The following is a 20,711-nucleotide window of genomic DNA, read 5'->3' on the forward strand; positions in this document are numbered from 1 at the left end:
AGCAAGTTTGAATTCAAGGGTGTATTTCATGTACTGCACCTTACTCAGTTGGGTGTCCAACTTTTTGGGTGCAGTTCAATCGGTGACCCTGTGTTCTCAAACAAGAATAGATTACTGAGCAGCCTGTGGATCGGTATCGTACTCTTTGCAACTCTGGAAGCCGTAGTTCATTACGCGGCCTGTGTCAGCATAGCTGACGAAGTAGGTTTGCTGCTTGCCGTCGCGTTCACCCAGCACATAGGTCTGACACGTACCGCGCGCATGTACCATCGTAATTTCGGTTGATGGTGGCCCGGCAATGTCACGAACCTGCTGACGCGTCATGCCCTTTTTCACATCCTGTACGACGGGTTTCGTCGCATAGCTTTCAGCGCGGTCGTAAGCTGTACAGCCAGATAACACAGCCAGTGCTACTGCAGCACCTATTAGTCCCGTCATTTTACGCATTTGTTCTTCCTCGTGTCTTATCCGTGTAACGTTAGCCTGGAATAGAAATGCAGATTTTTCAACTTTTTGGCATCAAATTATTATCAGTTTTACCGTCCGGTGCTTATAATCTCCCGTCTGAGAATGAACATTCGCACTCATCGCGCTGAACTGCGTGTTGCGCGTTAACACCCATTTTTACCCCATAATGGAGCGCCAGTGAGCCTACAGACAGAAGCCCGTGAGGCCCGCCATCGACTGCGCCAGGATGAAATCATTATCGCCGCCCGTCGTTGTTTCCGTCAGCACGGTTTTCACGCCGCCAGCATGGCGCAACTGGCCACCGAAGCGCAGCTGAGCGTCGGGCAGATATATCGCTATTTCACCAATAAAGATGCGATTATCCAGGAAATCGTTAAACGGATTATCGACTCTCGCGTGCAAGAGATGCTCACTACCAGTAACAACATACATCTGGCTGAGATACTGGCATGGCGCGAGGTACAAGATGAAGATGATGAAGCGCTGATGATGGAAGTGGCCGCCGAAGCCACCCGCAATCCGCGCGTGGCGCAAATGATGACCGAGGCCGATGAGCGTATGTTCAGCAATGCGTGCCAAAAAGTTTCCCGTCTCCATCCTGAATTCAGTGAAGAACGGATCCGGGCCAGTGTTGAGATCCTCGCCGTGATGGTCGAAGGCACCTCTTATCGTCGGCTGACGCCGCTGAAAGCGTCACCCGAACGTCTTTACAGCTTATATCAACACATTAACGACTTTCTTTTTAAATCAGAGGAATCATGACACCTGTACATCCCAAACGTCTTGGCTATGCCATCACGCTCGGACTGCTGGCGGCCCTGGGCCCGCTTTGCATCGACCTGTATCTGCCCGCCCTGCCAGAACTGGCTACGGACCTGAACACTCCGACCGCCACCGCCCAGCTCAGTCTGACCGCCGGGCTGCTCGGCCTCGGTCTTGGGCAGCTTTTTTTTGGCCCCCTGAGCGATAAATATGGCCGTATTCGTCCTTTGCTGCTGTCACTGGTGTTGCTGCTGGTGGCCTCTATCGGCTGTGCGCTGGCGCAGGATATCCACCAGCTTCTGCTGGCGCGCCTGTTTGAAGGATTGTCCGGTGCCGGGGGCGCGGTTCTGTCGCGTGCTATCGCCCGCGATATGTATAGCGGGCACGAGTTAACCCGTTTCTTCGCCCTGCTGATGCTGGTGAACGGTCTGGCGCCCATTGCCGCCCCGGTGATGGGCGGGGCACTAATGGCCTTCCTCGACTGGCGCGGCCTGTTTATGGTCATTGCGCTTATCGCCCTGCTGCTGTTTATACTGGCACGTATCAAGCTGCACGAAACCCTGCCCCCGGAACGACGCAGCCAGGGCAGTATTTTCTCAGCGTGGGCGGCGTTAGGCCAGGTGGTTACTCACCGACCGTTTATGGGGTTCTGCCTGACGCAGGGCTTTATGATGTCCGGCATGTTTGCCTACATCGGCGCCTCTCCTTTCGTGTTGCAACAAGTCTATCAATTGTCACCACAGGCCTTCAGTTTATGCTTCGCTGCCAACGGGGTCGGCCTGATTATTGCATCACAAGTCAGTGCCCGTCTCTGCCCGCTGTGGGGGGAATACCGGGTGCTGAAAGGCGGTCTGACACTGGCCTTTATTTCATCAAGCAGCCTGCTGCTGGCAGGCTTAAGTGGCGCAGCTTTGCCGCTGGTGCTGGTCGCGCTGTTCTTTAGCGTCGCCAGTAATGGCGTGATTTCCGTTACCGCGTCATCACTGGCGATGCAAAGCCAGGGGCACCGGGCGGGCAGCGCTTCCGCAGTGATTGGCGTCACCATGTTTACCCTGGGCGGTATCAGCGTGCCGGTGACAGGCATTGGCGGTACATCGGTACTGACGATGACCGCCACCATTTTTGGTTGCTATATGCTGGCGATACTGATGTTTACCGTGCTGGCAGTGAAACCGAAAAACGCCTGATATATCAGCGCGTGGCGCGAATAAGTGTTTGTTGTTTCGCGCCATGCAGGTTAGCTTTAACAGACAAAAACGCATCTGGCCGCCGTCTGTCGGCGCTGAATCTGAGGAGAGATCAATGGCTTTGCAACAGGACATTATCAAGGCACTGGGTGTGAAACCCACTATTGATGCCCGTGAAGAAGTTCGCACCAGCGTCGAGTTTCTCAAATCGTATCTGAAAACCTATCCGTTCCTGAAATCCCTCGTACTGGGGATCAGCGGTGGTCAGGACTCTACGCTGACGGGAAAACTGTGCCAGACCGCCATCAGCGAACTGCGCGACGAAACCGGCGATACGGGTTACCAGTTTATTGCCGTGCGTTTGCCGCATGGTGTTCAGGCTGATGAACAGGATTGCCAGGATGCTATTACGTTTATCCAGCCAGACCGCGTGCTGACGGTCAACATCAAGGCAGCGGTGCTGGCCAGTGAACAGGCACTGCGTGAAGCAGGCATCACTCTGTCTGATTTTATTCGTGGCAATGAGAAAGCCCGTGAACGCATGAAAGCCCAGTACAGCATTGCGGGCATGACATCAGGCGTGGTGGTCGGTACCGATCATGCCGCCGAAGCAGTCACCGGATTTTTCACCAAGTATGGCGATGGCGGTACGGACATTAATCCGATTTTTCGCCTCAACAAGGGCCAGGGGAAACAGCTGTTGAAAGCACTGGGTTGCCCGGAGCATCTCTATCTGAAACAACCTACCGCTGATCTGGAAGATGACCGCCCGGGTTTGCAGGATGAAGTGGCGCTGGGTGTAACCTATGAGATGATCGATCGTTACCTGCAAGGTGAAACGATCGATGCCACCGCCGCAAAAACCATTGAAAACTGGTATCTGAAAACCGAGCATAAACGCCGACCACCAATCACCGTCTTCGACGATTTCTGGAAAAAATAACCCTCTGCGGGGTGGCACCCTGTCACCCCGCTGCGTTTTCACCCGCAGATTCACTGCTATACTGTACAGGTGAACAGTATACGGAGTTGTGAGTGAACAAAAAAACATCCAGTTATCGCCCTGTGTTCGAAGCAGAATCCCTCTACGAATATCCCGAGCAATTACGTCCGTGGCTTGCGAGTCTGCCCACCCTGCCCGGCGTGTATACCTTCCACGGCGAAAGTGAAACCCTGCCGCTTTATATTGGCAAAAGTGTCAATATCCGCAGCCGCGTGCTGTCGCATCTGCGTACACCCGCTGAGGCGAGAATGCTCTATCAGGCCCGGCGCATCAGTTTTATTCCGACCGCCGGAGAAATGGGCGCCCTGCTGCTGGAAGCGCAGATGATCAAGCTACAGCAACCACTGTTTAATAAGCGCCTGCGCAAAAATCGCCAGCTCTGCGCACTGCAAATCCGTGAGGGACGGCCCGAAGTGGTCTACGCCAAAGAAGTGGATTTTTCCCATACGCCCAATCTCTTTGGTCTGTATGCGCATCGCCGCGCGGCGCTGGCAACGTTGCAGAAAATCGCCGATGAACAACAGCTCTGTTACGGCCTGCTGGGTCTGGAGCCATTGAGCAAAGGGCGAGCCTGCTTTCGTTTTGCCCTGAAGCGCTGCGCAGGTGCGTGCTGCGGTAAAGAACCCGTAGAGGAGCATCAACAGCGTTTACTGGCCGCGCTGGAAGCCGTGCGGCTTCAATGCTGGCCGTGGCCTGGCGCCGTGGCGGTGATTGAAGAGGGAAAGGTGCAGAAGCAGATCCATGTGATTAATAACTGGCTGTATCTGGGATCGGTCAGCGACCTGGAAGATGCCGCCGCACTGTGCAAAACGCCGCCGGGGTTTGACAGCGATGGCTACAAAATCCTTTGCAAACCGCTGCTCTCAGGCAAGCTGCCCGTGATCCCTCTGCCCGCGACAAAGCAATAAAAACAAAACCGCCGACGCTGACCACCGCCATTCAGGCAAGGTGGGCAACGTCGGCGGTCTCCTATCTATATCAACGAGGTTTACTCGTCTGCTGCAGGCATTTTACCTTCATGGGCAGGTTTTTCTGTCAGACGCTTCTCAAAATTCTGATTAAACTGTTTCTTCTGCTCAGGTGTCAGCACGTTATACAGCTTGTTCTGCGTTTCCAGCATCGACAGCGCGCGCGCCTTGCCGTTCGCCGACATTTCCGTTGCCTGAGCTTCCGCTTTAGTCCGGTCGAAACTGTCCGCCGCGATAATACTGTGCATCGCACGACGCTCTTCCAGAGAAGGACGTTTCATGTCTTTGTGCGACTCTTTCATGATGGTACGCATCTGCTGTTTCTGCGCATCGGTCAGATTCAGCCCTTTAAACATTTCATGCATACCGCCATGACGTGGTGGCTTATGCATCATTGGTTTGTCAGCGCCCGCTGGCGGTGGCGTTAAGGTATCTGCTGCGGCATGAACGATACCAGCAGCGCCAAGGGCCAGTGTAGCGGCAACAACAAGAGAAGATAATTTACGCATAATATTGTCCTTATATTTCAGTCTGTGGCAATTCAGTTGTCGTGATGTCGAAAGCAAGTTTACGACGCTGAACGTCAAGTACTCAGAGGCAGAGTAAAGCCGTGAAAGCATAAAAGACAATTTACCGCCAATCATGGAGACAATGCGAAGGATTCGGTGAGGAATTGCAAACAAATATAAACACGCGGAGGTTTATGCAGAAATTATGGAGAAGTGTAATACGCACAACAGAATTGCGGAAGGAAAAAGTGAGTGGATTTACGCTTTGCTTAAAGGTGATAGAAATTGAGCCAATATGTTGCAGGTAACAGTCATTTTGATTACATGAACCACAAAAAAAGCGTTATAACTTAGCATCCCCTTTAGATTTAACCATTCTAACGAAATAAACAACGCATTGATAACATTGAACTTATTTTAATAATGAAACATTTTGTTTCATAAGCTTACTTTGCAATGACATAAATTTACCTTTAGATTAAATCCGCTCAACGCCTCAGTTTAAAAACGCGCCAGCCATAATTTATTATCACGACAGCAATGGATACTAATTCAATGATGAATAACATCAGGGTTGATGTGGCATTTTCACGTAAGGCAATAAGACTTATCCCACTCATCTTTTTTTTTACTGGCATCACTCTAGCCCAGGCAGCATGGCACCCTATTGATATTCAGGATGAACGGGTACTTCTTGATCCACCGCATATTTACGCGAAAGGGAACACGCTCTACTTTGATGGAAAGATTGATGAAGATACCGATACTGTTGTTATTTCACTCATCAAGAAAAACAACATCCGGACATTATCTATCAACAGCATTGGTGGTTCCATCGTTCCGGCAATGCATATTGGCCTGTTTATTTTTCAGAAAAAAATAGATATTGAGGTACGCAGCGTTTGCGCGTCAGCCTGCGCCAACTATATATTTCCTGCGGGAAAAAATAAAAAACTCGCCCCTGACTCTTATCTCTTATGGCACGGTAGCGCTCACAGCCCGAAGTCTGAATTCGCGCTTAACTACGGCCAGGAAAAAATCACCAGGAAACAATTTTTTTCAGCGCCAGAATTTATCGAAATAAAAAAAATGGAACGTGATTTTTACCGCGCCATTGGAGTGCAGTATAAAATCGGTTTTTGTCCGCAACGTTTGACAGATTACCACCAACGCTTTCCAGAGAAATGGTTCTCATATGCTGAGAAAGACCTGCAAGCATTTGGTGTAAAAAATATTTTTTATTCTGAAGGCCCAACTAAATGGCTTCAGCTAATGAAAAAAAACGGTGTTATTTTCGCTAACCATTGTAGATAGGAATGATAATATGCGCGAACTCTCCACAAAAGAAATGAATGTTGTTGCAGGTGGCTTTTCAATTGGCAGCTGTTCTATTGGCGGCGGCTATAGCCATTCAGAGAATGGCAAAGGGGGCAGCTCAACCTCGTTCAGTGTCCATGCAACCTGTGGTGTCAACGCACCGGATTCAGCAACATCTCAAGGCGGGAAAAACAGCTCAGGGAAAAGCAACAACGGTAAATCATCCAGCTCGCAGCGTGGCGGTGGAAAAAACCGCTGATATTGCGCGTTTAACAGGCCTCCGCAAGGAGGCCTTAATGATGACATTCGCTGACCTCTGTCACGTCATCCTGTTGCATTCTCGTCAGGCAGATCATCATGTCTCTTTACAGAAAGGAAGCACTACACCACCGCGATAATGCATGGTCGGGTAAAGCCCTGTTAACTTCCGCCTTACCTCTTTGGTTGATCAGTACCCTTACGCTGATATTTTTCATCAGTTTTATCACTATGATGATATTGGGCACTTATAGCCGAAGAATTAATGTCAGTGGTGAGCTGGTCTCTATTCCACACAGCATAACCATCTCATCACCTCAACAGGGCTTTATTCTTCAGCGTAATGTATCTGCCGGGGATCATGTTATTGCAGGGCAACCTCTCTATGCCATCAATGTCAGCCGAACGTCTACGTCGGGTGTCGTCGGGAAAAAACAGCATCAGGATATTGAAAGTCAGATCACAACAACCGATGAAATTATTGCCAGAACCAAAGAAAATAAACGCGTAACGCTGGAAACACTCGCACGTCAAAAGCTTCATTATCAGCAAGCATTAGACCATGCTAACCAGGTGATTAAAGAGGCACAAAAAGGATTGAGTGCGATGAAAACCACGATGGAGAATTATCAGCAGTATCGAAAGAAAGGATTGATCAATAACGACCAGCTTTCCAGTCAAAGCACTGTTTATTACCAACAACAAAATGACCTGATGGCGCTCAGTGCTCAAAATGAACAAAACACGTTGCAGATCATGATGCTGGAAAGCAGCTTGCGCACTCAATCCACTGATTTTGATAATGAAATACTCAAGCTGAATTTGCAAAAAAACAATCTGCAACGCCAGCTAACGGACATTGACGCTGGGGATATCCTGGTGGTCGCCTCCCCGGTCTCCGGGCGTGTCGATTCCGTCAGCGTCACTGACGGCCAAATGATCGCTGCCGGGGACAGCCTGTTACAAATCATTCCTGGCAACGTCTCTGCCTATGAACTGGTGCTATGGGTACCGGACAGCGCTCTCCCCTGGCTGCGTAAGGGAAAGAGAGTCAATATCCGGTATGACGCATTCCCGTCAGAAAAATTTGGTCAGTTTCCCGGCCGTATTAGTGGGATTTCCATGACACCGGCCTCCGCTCAGGAAATAGCCAGTTATTCGGGGGCACCGCACCCCGATCCTGCCAACCCACACGCCTGGTACAAGGTGCTGGTCCGTCCGGATACGCCAGATATCCAGTGGCAAGGACACACGCTGTCAACCGGGAACGGTATGAAAGCCAGCTGCACATTATTCCTCGAAGAGCGCAAACTCTATCAGTGGCTGCTGTCACCGCTTTACACGCTCAGTGACAGCGCAACAGGCCAGATCAATGGATAATGAGACGATGAATGTTCTGCGGGACCGCCTTAATTTCTCCGGGCGCCGACGCGTGCCGCTTATCCTGCAAACGGAAGCAACAGAGTGCGGATTAGCCTGCCTCGCCATGATCGCAGGCTGGCACGGCCTTCACACCGACATTCTGTCATTACGTGGGCAGTTTGGTATGTCATCGCGCGGTGCCACGCTGAGCACGCTGCATGCAGCCGCCAGCGAAATCGGGCTGTCCTGCCGGGCATTGTCTCTGGAGATGGATGAAATCAATGAATTACGCCTGCCCTGCATCGTCCACTGGAACTTCAGCCACTTTGTCGTACTGGTCAACGTCACGCGCAATAACGTCATTATCCATGATCCTTCAATGGGCAAACGCACCCTCAGCCGTAAAACATTCTCCGATTCGTTCACGGGCGTGGCTCTGGAAATGTGGCCTGGCAACGGTTTTTCAGCGGGGAACGTCACAAGCAGACTCAAATTTTATCAACTCGTCAGTCATATCCAGGGGTTTGGTAAAGCCCTGTGCAAGATCACCCTGATCTCCCTGATGATTGAATTTATCAGTCTGCTGCTTCCGGTTGGCACTCAGGTCGTGATGGATCACGTCATTCCGGCATCAGACGACAGCTTGCTGACGCTGATTTGTCTGGCACTGTTTAGCCTGGTCTTTTTACAGGCCATGTTGAGTATGATGCGCGCCTGGTCACTGATGGTGGTTGATACGCTAACGGACATTCAGTGGAAGGATGGGTTAATCAGACACATGCTACGTCTGCCGCTGGACTGGTTTGAAAAACGCAGAATAGGTGATATCCAGTCGCGTTTTGACTCACTGGATGTTCTGCGCAGTAGCTTTATCCACGATATTACAGGCAGCATCATTGATAGCATCATGGTCGTCGGCGCCCTGATATTGCTCATCGCTTATGGGGGTTATCTGACGACAATCGTCATCGGCTTCACGGCGATCTATGTGGCGCTGCGGCTGGCGACCTTTGCCCGCTATCGTCAGCTCAATGAGGAGCAGATCATCCACAATGCCGTGGCCGACTCCCATTTTACCGAAACACTCTACGGCATCGCGACACTGCGCGCACAGGGGCTGGTGACTAACCGTAGCAACAACTGGCTGACGCTGCGCGTTCATGCTGCGAATGCCGGGATCAGCCAGCGACGATTCGATATTATTTTCACCACAATCAGTACCTTTACCAGCGCCGCCGACAACGTGATGATCTTATGGCTGGGGATCCACGCAATAATGGGTAACACGCTGACTATCGGTGCCTTTGTCGCCTTTACTACCTTCCGCGAACTGTTTACCAGCCGCATTCTCAGTATTACCGATATGCTGTTAAGACTGCGTATGCTCTCATTACACAATGATCGTATCTCGGATATCGCGCTGTCAGAGCCAGAAGTCTGTATGAAAGAGCAACGCTATTTCACTGCCGGAGAGCCGCTGTCATTACAGGTGAGTGATCTGACGTTTCGCTACGATCCTCACTCCCCCACGGTGCTCTCGGCACTGGATTTAGAGGTCCGTGCGGGCGAAAGTGTGGCGATTACCGGGCCATCAGGGTGCGGGAAAAGCACCCTGATGAAAATCATGTGTGGATTGACACTCCCTTCACAAGGCCGCGTCACCGTTAATCAGTACGATATCAGCGCCATCGGGCTGAATAACTATCGGCAATCGATCGCCTGTATTTTGCAGGAAGATCGCCTGTTCGCCGGTTCATTACGCGATAACATTACTGGTTTCAGCGCCGACAAAGAGGAAGAATGGATGCATAACTGCGCCAGAGTCAGCCAGATACATGAGGATATTATGGCGTTACCGATGGGATATGAAACGCTAACCGGGGAGTTGGGGGAAGGATTATCCGGTGGCCAACGTCAGCGTATTTTTATCGCCAGAGCGTTGTATCGCCGTCCGGGGATCTTGTTTATGGATGAAGCGACCAGCCACTTAGATGAAGAGAACGAGGCCGCGATTAACAATGCCATCGCAGCGCTCTCCATCACTCGCGTCATCATCGCTCACCGACCGTCAACGATTGCATCGGCTCAGAGAGTGATTGCATTAAACAAGGTTTCGTCACCTGGCCGGGCACAGTAAAACACGGCCAGCCGATCGTTGCTGGCAGTCCGGCCCTACAGCGTTGAGCCAAGTGCCTCGTTATGGGCACTGTCTTCCACCAGCATCAGTCCGGCACGTAAGCCGGTGGCGACGGCAGGATTCGGGAACAGAACAAACTCCTGAGCCTGTTGCACGTAATAACGCTTATCGCCATCTTCCGCCAACAGCGCCCCCTGCGGGAACGCGGTGAAGTTCAGCGTCTCAGGGCTCATGTGCAGCTCAAACTTTTCGGAAAGCCGGGTAATTTGCTGTGACACACGGTAACGCCGTGGTGGCTCGGCCACCTCAGGTAATGCTGCACCGCTGATCAATGCCTTCAGCGCCTGTGCTGAAGCCGCAAACTGACTCAGATCGTTCTCACCAAAAGGCAGCGCTTTACCCAGTTCCAGCGTACAGCTGGCGGCCTGGAAATGCTGATTGCTGTAGTGCGTAAACGTCCCGCCCGGCGCCCGGTGGAACACCAACGCTTCCAGCCCGGCAGCGGCCAGCCAGTCCATAAAGGTTTCAGGCCACGGCGTCTCACGCAGCGGCATCACACCAAAGCGGGTGTGATACGAACCACGGATGGCGGTGTGCATATCAATATGCCAGCGCACCTCTTCATACTCCCCCGCCTGCCAGAAGTTTTCCATGGCCTGCTCCAGCCGCCAGGCACGGCGCGCTTCGGGACAATCTTCATACTGCTGCCAGCGGCCGCCAAACATGCGGTTCATATCGCCGTGCAGATAACGTTTATTCTGGCGCAGCGCAGCCGGATTGCCGTAGATCACCAGCAAGCGGGTTAACAGCGGCTGCTCACCGCGTAACAGCGGGTCAATCAGCTGTTCGAGGATCTCGACGGGGGCCGTTTCATTACCATGAATGCCCGCAGAAACCACCAGCGCCATCGACACCGTCTCATGCGGCGTCAGTTCAAGAATACCCACGTCAATCCAGCGCCAGCTCAGATGCGCATTCTGCCCTTCCGAATGCGCAGGGCTGTGCCCGTTGAGGGTTAATGTGAGGAAGTCCTGCATCGATACTCCTTAGAATAATCGCCGTTCAGCCCTGACAGGCCGGAGAAGATCCCCGGCCCTGCGATCGTCGCTTTACTGCTGAAAACGGTAAACATTGCCTAAGTTTAGCAGCTTCGTCAGCTCTTCGAGTGCTTCACGTCCTTCACGCAGCAAATGAGGGTCGGCAAGGTCAGCCTGCGACAGCCGATCGCGGTAGTGGCGCTCCACCCAGGCATTGAGAATGGTGAATAACCGATCGTTCATCATGACCGCCGGATTGACCGCCTGCTGCTGCTGCGCATTCAGCACCACACGCAGACGCAGACAGGCCGGACCACCGCCGTTGCACATACTTTCGCGCAGATCGAACACCTTGAGTTCATCAATTGCGCCGCCGCTGGCCGCCAGCTCCGTAAGATAAGACCAGACCCCCGCATGACGCCGCGCTTCATCAGGCAGCACCAGCAACATCTTGCCATCGTCCTTGCTCAACAGCTGGCTGTTAAACAGGTAGGTTGCCACCGCATCCGCCACGCTGACGCGATCCTCAGGCACTTCAATGGCGATAAAGCCGGGCACTTTCTCTGCCAGCTCAGCCAGCAACTGCGGCTGATGTAAGAACGCCTGCTGATGGCAAAACAGCGCCTGCTGGTTGCTGACGGCAATCACATCATTATGAAACACGCCCTGGTCGATCACCGCCGGATTCTGCTGAGCAAAGACGGTACGCGCCGCATCAAGCTGATGCAGGCGGCTCACGGCTTCACTGGCTTCACGCGTCTGACGCGCCGGGTAGCGTGTCGGCGCCACGCCGCCGTTCAGCTCGGCACGGCCATAGACAAACATCTGCACACCGGCTTCACCATAGCCCTGGCTAAAGCGGTTATGATTTGCCGCCCCTTCATCGCCGAACATCGCCACCTGCGGCAAGGCATCGTGCACGCTGAAATGCTCAGGATCGCGGAAGATAGCGCGCAGCAGTGCGCCCGTGGTCGGCGCTTCCATCGCCCGATGAAATTTATTATTCAGGTTCGCCACGGTGAGATGGACGCGGCCATCGGCACTGTCAGCCGACGGTGAAACCGTAGCGGCATTGGCAACCCACATGGCCGAGGCCGAGCTGGCGGCAGAAAGCAGCGCCGGATTCTGTTTCGCTGCCTGCGCCAGCACCTGTTCATCGCTGCCGCTGAAGCCAATCTGACGCAACGTCGCAATATTCGGGCGCTCATGTGGCGGGATGACGCCCTGGGCAAAACCCATATCGGCCAGCGCTTTCATCTTCATCAAGCCCTGCAACGCCGCCAGCTTCGGATTGGATACCTGGTGCTGGTAACGCGTTGAGGCCTCATTACCAAACGACAGTCCGGCGTAATGATGCGTCAGACCCGGTAAGCCATCGAAATTCACTTCACGGGCGCTCATGGCGTCTCTCCCTGTGCGCTAAAATCCAGCCCCGGTGACAGGTTGGCGGGCAGTGTTAAGTCAGGTGACTCCAGCGATGCCATCGGCCACGCACAGTAATCTGCCGCGTACCAGGCGCTGGCACGGTGGTTGCCCGAAGCACCCACCCCGCCAAACGGCGCGGTACTGGCCGCCCCGGTGAGCGGTTTATTCCAGTTCACAATCCCTGCGCGCGCTTCGATCAGCAGGCGCTCAAATTTTTCACGCTGCGGCGAAATCAGCCCACATGCCAGCCCGTAGCGGGTGTTATTGGCGATGCGGATTGCACGGTCAAAATCGTCATAGCGGATCACCACCAGCAGCGGACCAAACACCTCTTCATCCGGCAGATTTTGCAGCCCGGTCACATCAATAATGCCCGGCGTCAGAATGGCACTGCTGCGATCCGGCCACTGCATCGGCAACAGCACCTTGCCACCCGCATCAATACGCGCCTGCCACTCGCTGAAGATCGTCTCAGCCGCCTGGAGGGAGATCACACTGCCCATAAAAGGCTGAGGCTCGTCGTTCCAGCGGCCACTCCGAATTTTTGCCGCCACCGCCACCAGACGGTCGAGGAAGGCATCCCCGGCTGCACCACGCTTCACCAGCAGGCGACGTGCGCAGGTACAGCGCTGTCCGGCACTGATAAAGGCCGACTGAATGGCAATATGCACAGCGGCGTCAATATCATCAGGATCTTCGACGATCAGCGGGTTATTACCGCCCATCTCCAGCGCCAGCATTTTTTCCGGCTGTCCGGCCAGCTGACGGTGCAGCTGATAACCGGTTGCTGCGCTGCCGGTAAACAGGACACCATCCACCTGCGGCTCCTGCGCCAGCGCCTGCCCGGTCTCACGACCGCCCTGTACCAGGTTAAACACGCCGCCCGGCAGCCCGGCATTCAGCCATAACTTTCCGGTCAGCTCTGCCGTCATCGGCGTCAGCTCGCTGGGTTTGAACACCACGCAGTTGCCTGCCAGCAGGGCAGGAACGATATGCCCATTGGGCAAATGTCCAGGGAAGTTATACGGGCCAAATACCGCCATCACCCCATGTGGACGGTGGCGTAACGAACTTTCGCCGTCCGCCTGCTCACCGGTACGGGCATGCCAGGCGCGCAGCGAAATCGCCACTTTATTAATCATCGCCTGCACTTCTGTCTGTGTTTCCCAGCGCGGTTTGCCGGTTTCACGTGAGATGGTCTCACTCAGCTCAACTTTATTTTTTTCCAGCAACACGGCAAATTTCTCCGCGATGGCCTGGCGCTCAGAGAACGGGCGGCGTGCCCAGGCCGGGAAAGCCGCACGCGCCGCTTCACAGGCGGATGTCACCTGCCCGGCCGTCGCGGCTTTACCCTGCCATAACAGTTCGCCGCTCACCGGATCGGTTTTACTGAAGTGATCGCCACCACCGGTCAGCCACTGACCATTAATACAGTGCGTCATGCTTTTTTCTCCTCACGACTAAGGGTGACCACCCGCAGGTTATCACCCGGCTGGCAGCCTAAAATGTCGGCCTGAGCGGCCGTGATACGGACGGTGTCGCTCTGCGGATCGGCAGGCAGCAACATCACACGAAAATGCTGGTAGTTCTCGTTGGCCACCAGACACAGCGGCAGCGCGTTATCCACATCCTCACTGATCGAGGCCATCATCAGACGGCTTTTACGGATCGCCCGCACCCGGTCAATATCACACTCCAGCGTCGGGCCACCGTCGAAAATATCGACGTAATTCTGGAAGTGAAACCCTTCGGCTTCCAGCACGGCGCGCGCAGGCGCTGTATGCGGATGGACCTGACCAATCACGGACTTTGCCTCGTCCGAGAGATAATCGATATACAGCGGATGCTTCGGCATCAGTTCTGCAATAAAGGCTTTTTGCCCGGTGCCGCACAGGTAGTCAGCATCGGAAAATGACATCGAGAAGAAGCGGCTGCCCACGCTGTCCCAGAAGGGCGATTGCCCCTGCTCATCGATGACACCGCGCATTTCGGCCACCACTTTCTGCATAAAGTGCTGGCGGAATCCGGCCATAAACAGAAAGCGTGATTTTGATAACAGGTAGCCGTTTTTCCCGTTTCGATAATCCGGGTCAAGAAACAGCGTGCAGAGTTCGCTGCTGCCCGTGTGGTCGTTACTTAACGACAGCGTGGGCAACATGTTGTAAACGTTTAACTCCTTCGATGCGTGCACCTGAGTGCCGACGCGAAAGTTGTACCACGGGTCCTGCAGGCCGACCGCCACTTCAATGGCACAAATGCCCACGGCCTTTTTGCTCTCACTGTCTGCCAGTACAAATACGTATCCCTGTTCTGCACGCGGCAGTTTTCCCTGCCAGGTCAAAAGTGAACGATCGATACGCGCTGACAGCGTGTCACTGTCAGCAGGCAGCGAGGTCAGCCCCCCGCCGGTTTTCCCGGCGAGGTGCATTAACTGCGCCAGATCGTCTCGTTCAACGGGACGAATATACATCATGCGCCAGCTCCTTCAGTGACGGCGAGGCAGGCACGTTCAAAGCGCGCCAGCCCCTCCTCAACTTCCTGCCGGGTGATGATCAGCGACGGCGCAAAACGCACCACGCTGGCCCCGGCGATTAATACCATCAGCCCTTCACGTGCGGCGATCTGATTGATCAGCTTCGCCTTGCCGCTGTAGTCCTGATTCAGCACACAACCAATCAGCAGCCCCAGCCCACGGATTTCACTGAACAGCTGCAACCGCTGGTTGATGGCATTCAGCCCGTCAACAAACCACTGATGACGTTCTGCCACGCCCGCCAGCACTTCCGGGCGGTTGATCAGTTCCATCACCTTGCCACCCACGGCCCCTGCCAGCGGGTTACCGCCGTAGGTGGTGCCGTGGCTGCCAACATTCAGATGCGCCGCCAGCGTCTCCGTGGTCAGCATCGCGCCAATCGGGAAGCCGCCGCCCAACGCTTTCGCGGTGCTCAGCACATCCGGCGTTACGCCGTAATGCATATAAGCATACAGGGAGCCAGTGCGGCCCACCCCGGTCTGCACTTCATCGAAAATCAGCAGCGCGCCGTGTTGATCACACAATTCACGCAGGCCACGCAGGAAAGCCGGTTCGGCAGGCACCACACCGCCCTCGCCCTGAATCGGCTCAACAATCACCGCGCAGGTCTGGTCGTTAATCAACGCAGCAGCCGATGCCAGATCGTTGTAAACCGCGTGCTGAATGCCCTGCGGCAGCGGTGCAAAATCTTTCGAGTAAGCGGGTTGTCCCCCCGTAGAAACCGTAAACAGCGTGCGGCCATGAAACGCATTGTTAAACGCCACAATGCCATTTTTCTGCGGGTGACCGTTATCCATCGCCACCTTACGCGCCAGTTTCAGTGCCGCTTCGTTTGCCTCCGCACCGGAGTTACAAAAGAATGCCCGGTCGGCAAACGTGGCATCAATAAGCTGTTTAGCCAGCCTCAGGATCGGTTCATTGGTGTAGCCGTTCCCGGTGTGCCACAACAATGCCGCCTGCTGCTGTAAGGCGAGTTGCAGATCGGGGTGCGCATGGCCGAGGGCATTGACCGCAATGCCACCGGCAAAGTCGATATATGACTTCCCTGCCTGATCCCACAGCGTTGAACCTTCCGCTCGTACCGGAACAAAGCTGGCCGGGGCATAGGTGGGAACAATCCATTGATCAAAGTTTTCACGGGTCACTGACGGTTGCATATCGGCCTCGTTTTGCACATTCCCCGCCTCAGGCAGGGTGAAGTAAAAGTTTAAAAAATGTTAATGAAATGATTCATTGCCGCTCTACTGTAGATTGCACGCCGCGTGCCATCCAGAGAAAAAAATGCATAAACCGTTCGCAACCACTAAATATCAATGAGTTACAAGCTAATCATATTCACCATTAATGCATAAAAAGTGAATAACAATCTGAACCACATGCCTTTACAGCACAATAAAAAGCAGAATTATGCAGTGGTAAAATAAAATATCGAATGTGTGATCAACGCCGGGATTTGGTTTTAAAAAGAGTCAGTTAACGCCCCAAAAAGCGTCAGTTGCACCAGAGGGGCGCACAGAAATGGTGCGTAACCGCCAACATCCACCTGCCAGGGATTTCATTCTCCTGCTGATAATCCCTTTCTTTATTATTATGGTTAAAAGTTATTTTAAGCGCGAAAATAGTCTTTATTTACATATGGACATTTGATGTTAATGAAAATGAATTCCTGTAATTAAACTATGCGTTAAATATGAAAAATAAACGTTCAAAAAACAAACCAATGCCATTTTTAATATAAGATAAAACTATCCCGGCATAAAGAAACCCTATAGTTAACAATAAGTCAAATAACTGATTTTATTGCAAATAAAACAAGTAAACCACACATTCACAGATGCTGACTGTATAAAACACAGGCAATAAGGAAAATAAAAATGCCTTGCGCTGTTTTTCATTACCCTGACAAAAACCCCTATGAAATAATTTGTTACAAGTGTTTTGTTTTTATGACACACTTATCTGTGTCATTTTCCATACCGCACGATTTGTCAAAACATTATAAATTTAAGAACAGGGATTATTTAATGATGAAGCATTCGTTTCTGGCTTTAACGGTATCTGCATTACTGGCTTCCACTGCGGCTCAGGCTGCCGAAATCTACAATAAAGATGGCAATAAACTGGACCTGAACGGCAAGATCAACGTCGGGCACCTGTTCTCTGATGACATCAATAACGACGGTGATGTGTCTTATGCGCGCTTCGGTTTCAAAGGTGAAACGAAGATTAGCGATGAGTTAACCGGCTATGGGCAATGGCAGTACAACTTCCAGCTGAACAAATCTGAAGGGTCGGATGCCTTAAGCGGTGATAAAACCCGCCTTGGTTTTGCCGGTCTGAAGTACGGTAAGTGGGGTTCATTCGACTACGGTCGTAACTACGGCCTGGTGTACGATGCACTGGCCTGGACCGATATGCTGCCTAAATTCGGCGGTGACTCCGGTTATGCCGATGTGTTTCTCTCAACCCGCGCCACCGGTGTCGCCACCTGGCGTAACACCAATTTCTTCGGACTGGTTGACGGTCTGAATGTGGCCGTGCAGTACCAGGGTAAAAATGAACGTACCGATGGCAACGCCGTGCGCCGTTCCAATGGTGATGGTTATGCCACCTCGGTCAGCTGGACGGCCGACTCTGGCTTTGGCGTCGTCGGCAGCTATGCCAACCTGGGCCGTACCGGGACACAAAACAATGCCACCTTCGGGAAAGGCGATCGCGCTGAGCACTGGGCAACAGCCGTTAAATATGACGCCAACCAGATCTACCTGGCCGCGATGTACGGTAACACGCACAACGCCACGCCAATCGCTGGCGGCTTTGCCAACAAAGCGGTGAATTTTGAAGCTATCGCACAGTATCAGTTCCTGAATGGCTTCCGCCCTTCTCTGGCCTATGTCAGCTCGCGCGGTAAAGACATTGAGAACGTGGGTGAAGCCGATATCATCAAATATGCCTCTGTGGGTGCGAACTACTACTTCAACAAAAACGTCCTGGTGTATGCCGAGTACAAATTCAATCTGCTGAAGGATAACAATCCATTAGCACTGGCGGATGATGATGTGACGGGTGTGGGTCTGAACTATCAGTTCTGATCAACAGGTCTTGCCCGCATGACGGATGCGGGCATGACATGCGGTAGGGGTTGATCATTTTTCCGGTCAACCCGTGCTGCGTACACCGGGGTTAAGGCTCTCTCACGTCAACCGATAACGACAATCCGGCCTTGGCGTATCGGGCAGACCCTCTTCCAGATTCATTTCCCGCAGATTAATTTCAATATTGGTACACATCGCATCCAGCGGCAGATGGTTGTTGGCAAAACCAAACGGCATCTCCAGCTCCTCCGCCAGCGTATCCAGCGACAGGAAGGTATAGGCGATAAACACCGACACCAGCGGCGTCATATAGTGTAAATCCGGCACCAGGGCAAAAGGCAACAGCGTGCAGAACAGGTACACCGTTCGGTGCAACAGCAAGCCATAGGCAAACGGCACCGGCATACTCGCCAGACGCTCACACCCGCCCAGCACCTGCGACAGCTGATTAATATTGCTGTCCATGTGCATATAGAGAATGTCGGAAAGGTTACCGCGCCGGCGCTGATCGGCCAGCCACTGCGATAATTGCAGCTCAATGAAGTTTGTCGGCGAACGACGTTTTAGCACTTCATCGGCTTCATCCCCCAGATAACGACGCAGATCTTCATGGGCATCACTGTGGCGCAACTGATGCTTCAGGCTGTAAGAGAACGCCAGCAGCAACGACGTCACTCGCTGCGCATCCGCAGGCGAAATCGCCAGAGCCAGGCGCTGCAACGTACGGCAGGCAATCAGCAGGTTGCCCCAGAACATACGGGCTTCAATAAAGCGACCAAAGCAGACACTGTTACGGAAACCCAAAAACACCGCAATGGACACCCCAAGCAGGCTGAACGGTGCCAGCGTCAGCTTGATTCCAAGCGTTTCATACCAGTCGAGACAAAAAATAGCGATCAGGGACATCAACAGATTCAGCGTTAAGCGGAACCAGATTCCGGGTAATACCGAACCGTGCCAGGCGAACAGACGGATAAACCAGTGACTATTAGGACGGATGATCATGATATGCAGGCGAGTGTGATTTTTCGCAGATTGTGCAGAAAATCCCTTCGCCTGAGAAGTGGTTTTTTGTGACTTTGGTCACATATATTTCAAGGCAGTATATTGACAAAAATCAAGTTTTCAGCGGTTAGCAGAATCCCCTGTATTCAGGGGGACATCAGGTTGAAACTCCCGGCATCTGCGGCCTGTAACGTGACAGGCTGCGCCAGCTTCAGCGTGATCCAGTTAGAGGTCACCCGCTGCTGCTTACTGTCTTCCAGCGTCACCGACAGATGATACTCATTGCTGGCCCCTTCACTGCTGTCCCATGCCGGAGCGATAATACTCCAGCCGTTCAGGCTGGCATTATCTGCCGGAGGCGTCAGGCTCAATGCCTGCGTATCCCCCTGCCAGCTCACCGCTTTAATCGCATTGCTATGACGGACCTGTAATTTCAGCGCCAGCGTTTCCCCCGGCTGCACCTGCCACGGTGGCGTGGCGAGGAACACCGACAACGTTTTGCGCTGATGGAACGCCATCACCGGAGAATTATTGCGGTTAACCTGACCGTAACGGCTCCCGGTCAACGACTTCGCCGCCGCGACATTGCTGGCCGAAAGCTGCTGACTCAGCGCCACGCCAATGCGGTAATTCATCTTCAGCGCAAACTGATCCTGCGACTCGCCACCATCCCCCTCTTTATGGCTGGCTGAGAGGGTAAACAGCGGCACAGGCGTGTAATTCACCCCCAGCGATACCGCCGTTGGGTTTGCCGTTGCCTTGCCGCTGTTAAACAGATCGATATGATTGCCAAGGTACTGCTCATAGCTCAGGCTTACCCCGAGCTGGCGGTAAAAGGGCAGATAGCCCTGAGTCGTGATGTCATAGCCGCGCGCCATGCGCATCTGCGTGGTGCTGGTCCGGTTACGCCAGCCCGACAGCGGATGGTAATAATTGGCGGAAAAACGCAGATACTCTCCCCAGGCTTCTGCCCCCAGGGAACCGCGCTGCTGGTGGGCGGTCAGCACATCGTCAACAAACGCGTTATATCCCACGCGCCAGTTCCCGGCGATCCAGCGCTGGCCCAACCCGGCATTGCCCACGGTGCCATATTCCGTCTGCTCCACCCCTAACTGGCTAAAGGTCAGATACTGATAATTGTCCTGCCAGGGGGTCATCAACTGAGCGGAAGTGCCATTAAAGCGCCCGGCATCATCCATCGCCAGCGATATGCTGGCCCGGCCATACGGTGACAACAGTTGCTCCCCTTCACTGGCGGCGCGCTCGCTGGCGGCAGTACGAAACTGATTAAACGCCCACTGCCCGGCTTCCTCACGCAGGGATTTATCACTGTCGCTGTTCATGCTGGCTTCACCGATGCTTTTTGCCGCCTGAGCGATTTTTTGTGCCAGCCCGTTATCCTGATCGGTGATCCCCATGCCGGGCAGCTGTTGCTGCATCTGGCGGAAACGGCCGGGATCATCAAAGGGAGCATCAGGTACGCGCGTGGATTCATCGACAGCGCGTGCGGCACTGAGCGGCAAGCCGCTGACGGCAAGGGAAAACATCAGGCAGGAAATGGGGGAGAAATAACGATAAAATCGAATCATAAGATTAAAGCAATATTTTTTATCTGAGCCAGTGTGAGCTTGTTCACAAAATCATA

Annotated in this window: 18 protein-coding genes; 9 read left to right on the forward strand and 9 right to left on the reverse strand. The window is 53.3% G+C overall.

Features of this window, described 5'->3' with window-relative positions; all coding sequences use genetic code 11:
- Nucleotides 1-111: 111 nt before the first annotated feature.
- Nucleotides 112-447, reverse strand: a complete 336-nt coding sequence (osmE, locus tag ACFL9S_RS07200) for an osmotically-inducible lipoprotein OsmE (RefSeq protein WP_405261148.1) — start codon at nucleotides 445-447, stop codon at nucleotides 112-114.
- 198 nt (nucleotides 448-645) lie between these two features.
- Between osmE and ACFL9S_RS07205 the strand changes: the two genes are divergently transcribed.
- The 4 genes from ACFL9S_RS07205 to cho all read left to right on the forward strand — a co-directional run bounded on the left by ACFL9S_RS07205 (nucleotide 646) and on the right by cho (nucleotide 4,328).
- Nucleotides 646-1,230: a TetR/AcrR family transcriptional regulator gene (locus ACFL9S_RS07205; RefSeq protein WP_405261149.1), complete on the forward strand. Its 585-nt coding sequence runs from the start codon at nucleotides 646-648 to the stop codon at nucleotides 1,228-1,230.
- Entirely contained in the window at nucleotides 1,227-2,417 is a 1,191-nt protein-coding gene (locus ACFL9S_RS07210; RefSeq protein WP_405261150.1) for a multidrug effflux MFS transporter, read from the forward strand. The genes ACFL9S_RS07205 and ACFL9S_RS07210 overlap by 4 nt, the downstream gene beginning before the upstream one ends.
- Before the next feature lie 115 nt (nucleotides 2,418-2,532).
- On the forward strand, nucleotides 2,533-3,360 hold the full coding sequence (gene nadE, locus ACFL9S_RS07215) for an ammonia-dependent NAD(+) synthetase (protein ID WP_405261151.1): 828 nt from the start codon (nucleotides 2,533-2,535) through the stop codon (nucleotides 3,358-3,360).
- 92 nt (nucleotides 3,361-3,452) lie between these two features.
- Entirely contained in the window at nucleotides 3,453-4,328 is an 876-nt protein-coding gene (gene cho, locus ACFL9S_RS07220; protein ID WP_405261152.1) for an excinuclease Cho, read from the forward strand.
- Between the two features lie 80 nt (nucleotides 4,329-4,408).
- Here the strand turns inward: cho and spy are convergent, their stop codons facing one another.
- The gene (gene spy / locus ACFL9S_RS07225; RefSeq protein WP_405261153.1) at nucleotides 4,409-4,897 is read right to left on the reverse strand and encodes an ATP-independent periplasmic protein-refolding chaperone Spy; all 489 of its coding nucleotides are present in this window, start codon (nucleotides 4,895-4,897) and stop codon (nucleotides 4,409-4,411) included.
- A gap of 555 nt (nucleotides 4,898-5,452) precedes the next feature.
- Here spy and ACFL9S_RS07230 point away from each other — a divergent pair.
- The 4 genes from ACFL9S_RS07230 (at nucleotide 5,453) to ACFL9S_RS07245 (ending at nucleotide 9,971) form a co-directional block, all read left to right on the forward strand.
- The gene (locus tag ACFL9S_RS07230) at nucleotides 5,453-6,211 is read left to right on the forward strand and encodes a hypothetical protein (protein WP_405261154.1); all 759 of its coding nucleotides are present in this window, start codon (nucleotides 5,453-5,455) and stop codon (nucleotides 6,209-6,211) included.
- A gap of 10 nt (nucleotides 6,212-6,221) precedes the next feature.
- Nucleotides 6,222-6,473 carry a hypothetical protein gene (locus ACFL9S_RS07235; protein ID WP_405261155.1) on the forward strand — a complete coding sequence of 84 codons (252 nt, stop codon included), beginning with the start codon at nucleotides 6,222-6,224 and terminating at the stop codon, nucleotides 6,471-6,473.
- Nucleotides 6,474-6,703: 230 nt separating this feature from the next.
- Complete coding sequence (locus ACFL9S_RS07240; RefSeq protein ID WP_405261156.1) at nucleotides 6,704-7,852, forward strand: HlyD family secretion protein; 1,149 nt, start codon at nucleotides 6,704-6,706, stop codon at nucleotides 7,850-7,852.
- Nucleotides 7,845-9,971 (forward strand): peptidase domain-containing ABC transporter, encoded by a 2,127-nt coding sequence (locus ACFL9S_RS07245; RefSeq protein WP_405261157.1) that lies wholly within the window; start codon nucleotides 7,845-7,847, stop codon nucleotides 9,969-9,971. Before ACFL9S_RS07240 ends, ACFL9S_RS07245 begins: the two co-directional genes overlap by 8 nt.
- A gap of 35 nt (nucleotides 9,972-10,006) precedes the next feature.
- Here the strand turns inward: ACFL9S_RS07245 and astE are convergent, their stop codons facing one another.
- The 5 genes from astE to ACFL9S_RS07270 form a co-directional block, all read right to left on the reverse strand.
- Nucleotides 10,007-11,008, reverse strand: coding sequence for a succinylglutamate desuccinylase (gene astE / locus ACFL9S_RS07250; protein WP_405261158.1), 1,002 nt, complete (start codon nucleotides 11,006-11,008; stop codon nucleotides 10,007-10,009).
- A 72-nt stretch (nucleotides 11,009-11,080) separates the two neighbouring features.
- A complete protein-coding gene (gene astB / locus ACFL9S_RS07255; RefSeq protein WP_405261159.1) occupies nucleotides 11,081-12,409 on the reverse strand; it encodes an N-succinylarginine dihydrolase in 1,329 nt (442 codons plus the stop codon).
- Nucleotides 12,406-13,875, reverse strand: coding sequence for a succinylglutamate-semialdehyde dehydrogenase (gene astD, locus ACFL9S_RS07260; RefSeq protein WP_405261160.1), 1,470 nt, complete (start codon nucleotides 13,873-13,875; stop codon nucleotides 12,406-12,408). The genes astB and astD overlap by 4 nt, the downstream gene beginning before the upstream one ends.
- Nucleotides 13,872-14,906, reverse strand: a complete 1,035-nt coding sequence (gene astA / locus ACFL9S_RS07265) for an arginine N-succinyltransferase (RefSeq protein WP_405261161.1) — start codon at nucleotides 14,904-14,906, stop codon at nucleotides 13,872-13,874. Before astA ends, astD begins: the two co-directional genes overlap by 4 nt.
- Nucleotides 14,903-16,123, reverse strand: coding sequence for a bifunctional succinylornithine transaminase/acetylornithine transaminase (locus tag ACFL9S_RS07270; protein ID WP_405261162.1), 1,221 nt, complete (start codon nucleotides 16,121-16,123; stop codon nucleotides 14,903-14,905). Before ACFL9S_RS07270 ends, astA begins: the two co-directional genes overlap by 4 nt.
- 867 nt (nucleotides 16,124-16,990) lie before the next feature.
- Here ACFL9S_RS07270 and ACFL9S_RS07275 point away from each other — a divergent pair.
- Entirely contained in the window at nucleotides 16,991-18,058 is a 1,068-nt protein-coding gene (locus ACFL9S_RS07275) for a porin (RefSeq protein ID WP_405261163.1), read from the forward strand.
- Between the two features lie 102 nt (nucleotides 18,059-18,160).
- On the opposite strand, the gene ACFL9S_RS07280 is transcribed toward ACFL9S_RS07275, so the two are convergent.
- Both ACFL9S_RS07280 and ACFL9S_RS07285 read right to left on the reverse strand, forming a co-directional pair.
- The gene (locus tag ACFL9S_RS07280; protein WP_405261164.1) at nucleotides 18,161-19,066 is read right to left on the reverse strand and encodes a bestrophin family protein; all 906 of its coding nucleotides are present in this window, start codon (nucleotides 19,064-19,066) and stop codon (nucleotides 18,161-18,163) included.
- A 146-nt stretch (nucleotides 19,067-19,212) separates the two neighbouring features.
- Entirely contained in the window at nucleotides 19,213-20,655 is a 1,443-nt protein-coding gene (locus ACFL9S_RS07285; RefSeq protein ID WP_405261166.1) for a YchO/YchP family invasin, read from the reverse strand.
- Between the last annotated feature and the right edge of the window lie 56 nt (nucleotides 20,656-20,711).

Source organism: Erwinia sp. AnSW2-5 (genome assembly GCF_045107195.1).
In the GTDB taxonomy this organism is placed as follows: Bacteria; Pseudomonadota; Gammaproteobacteria; order Enterobacterales; family Enterobacteriaceae; genus Erwinia.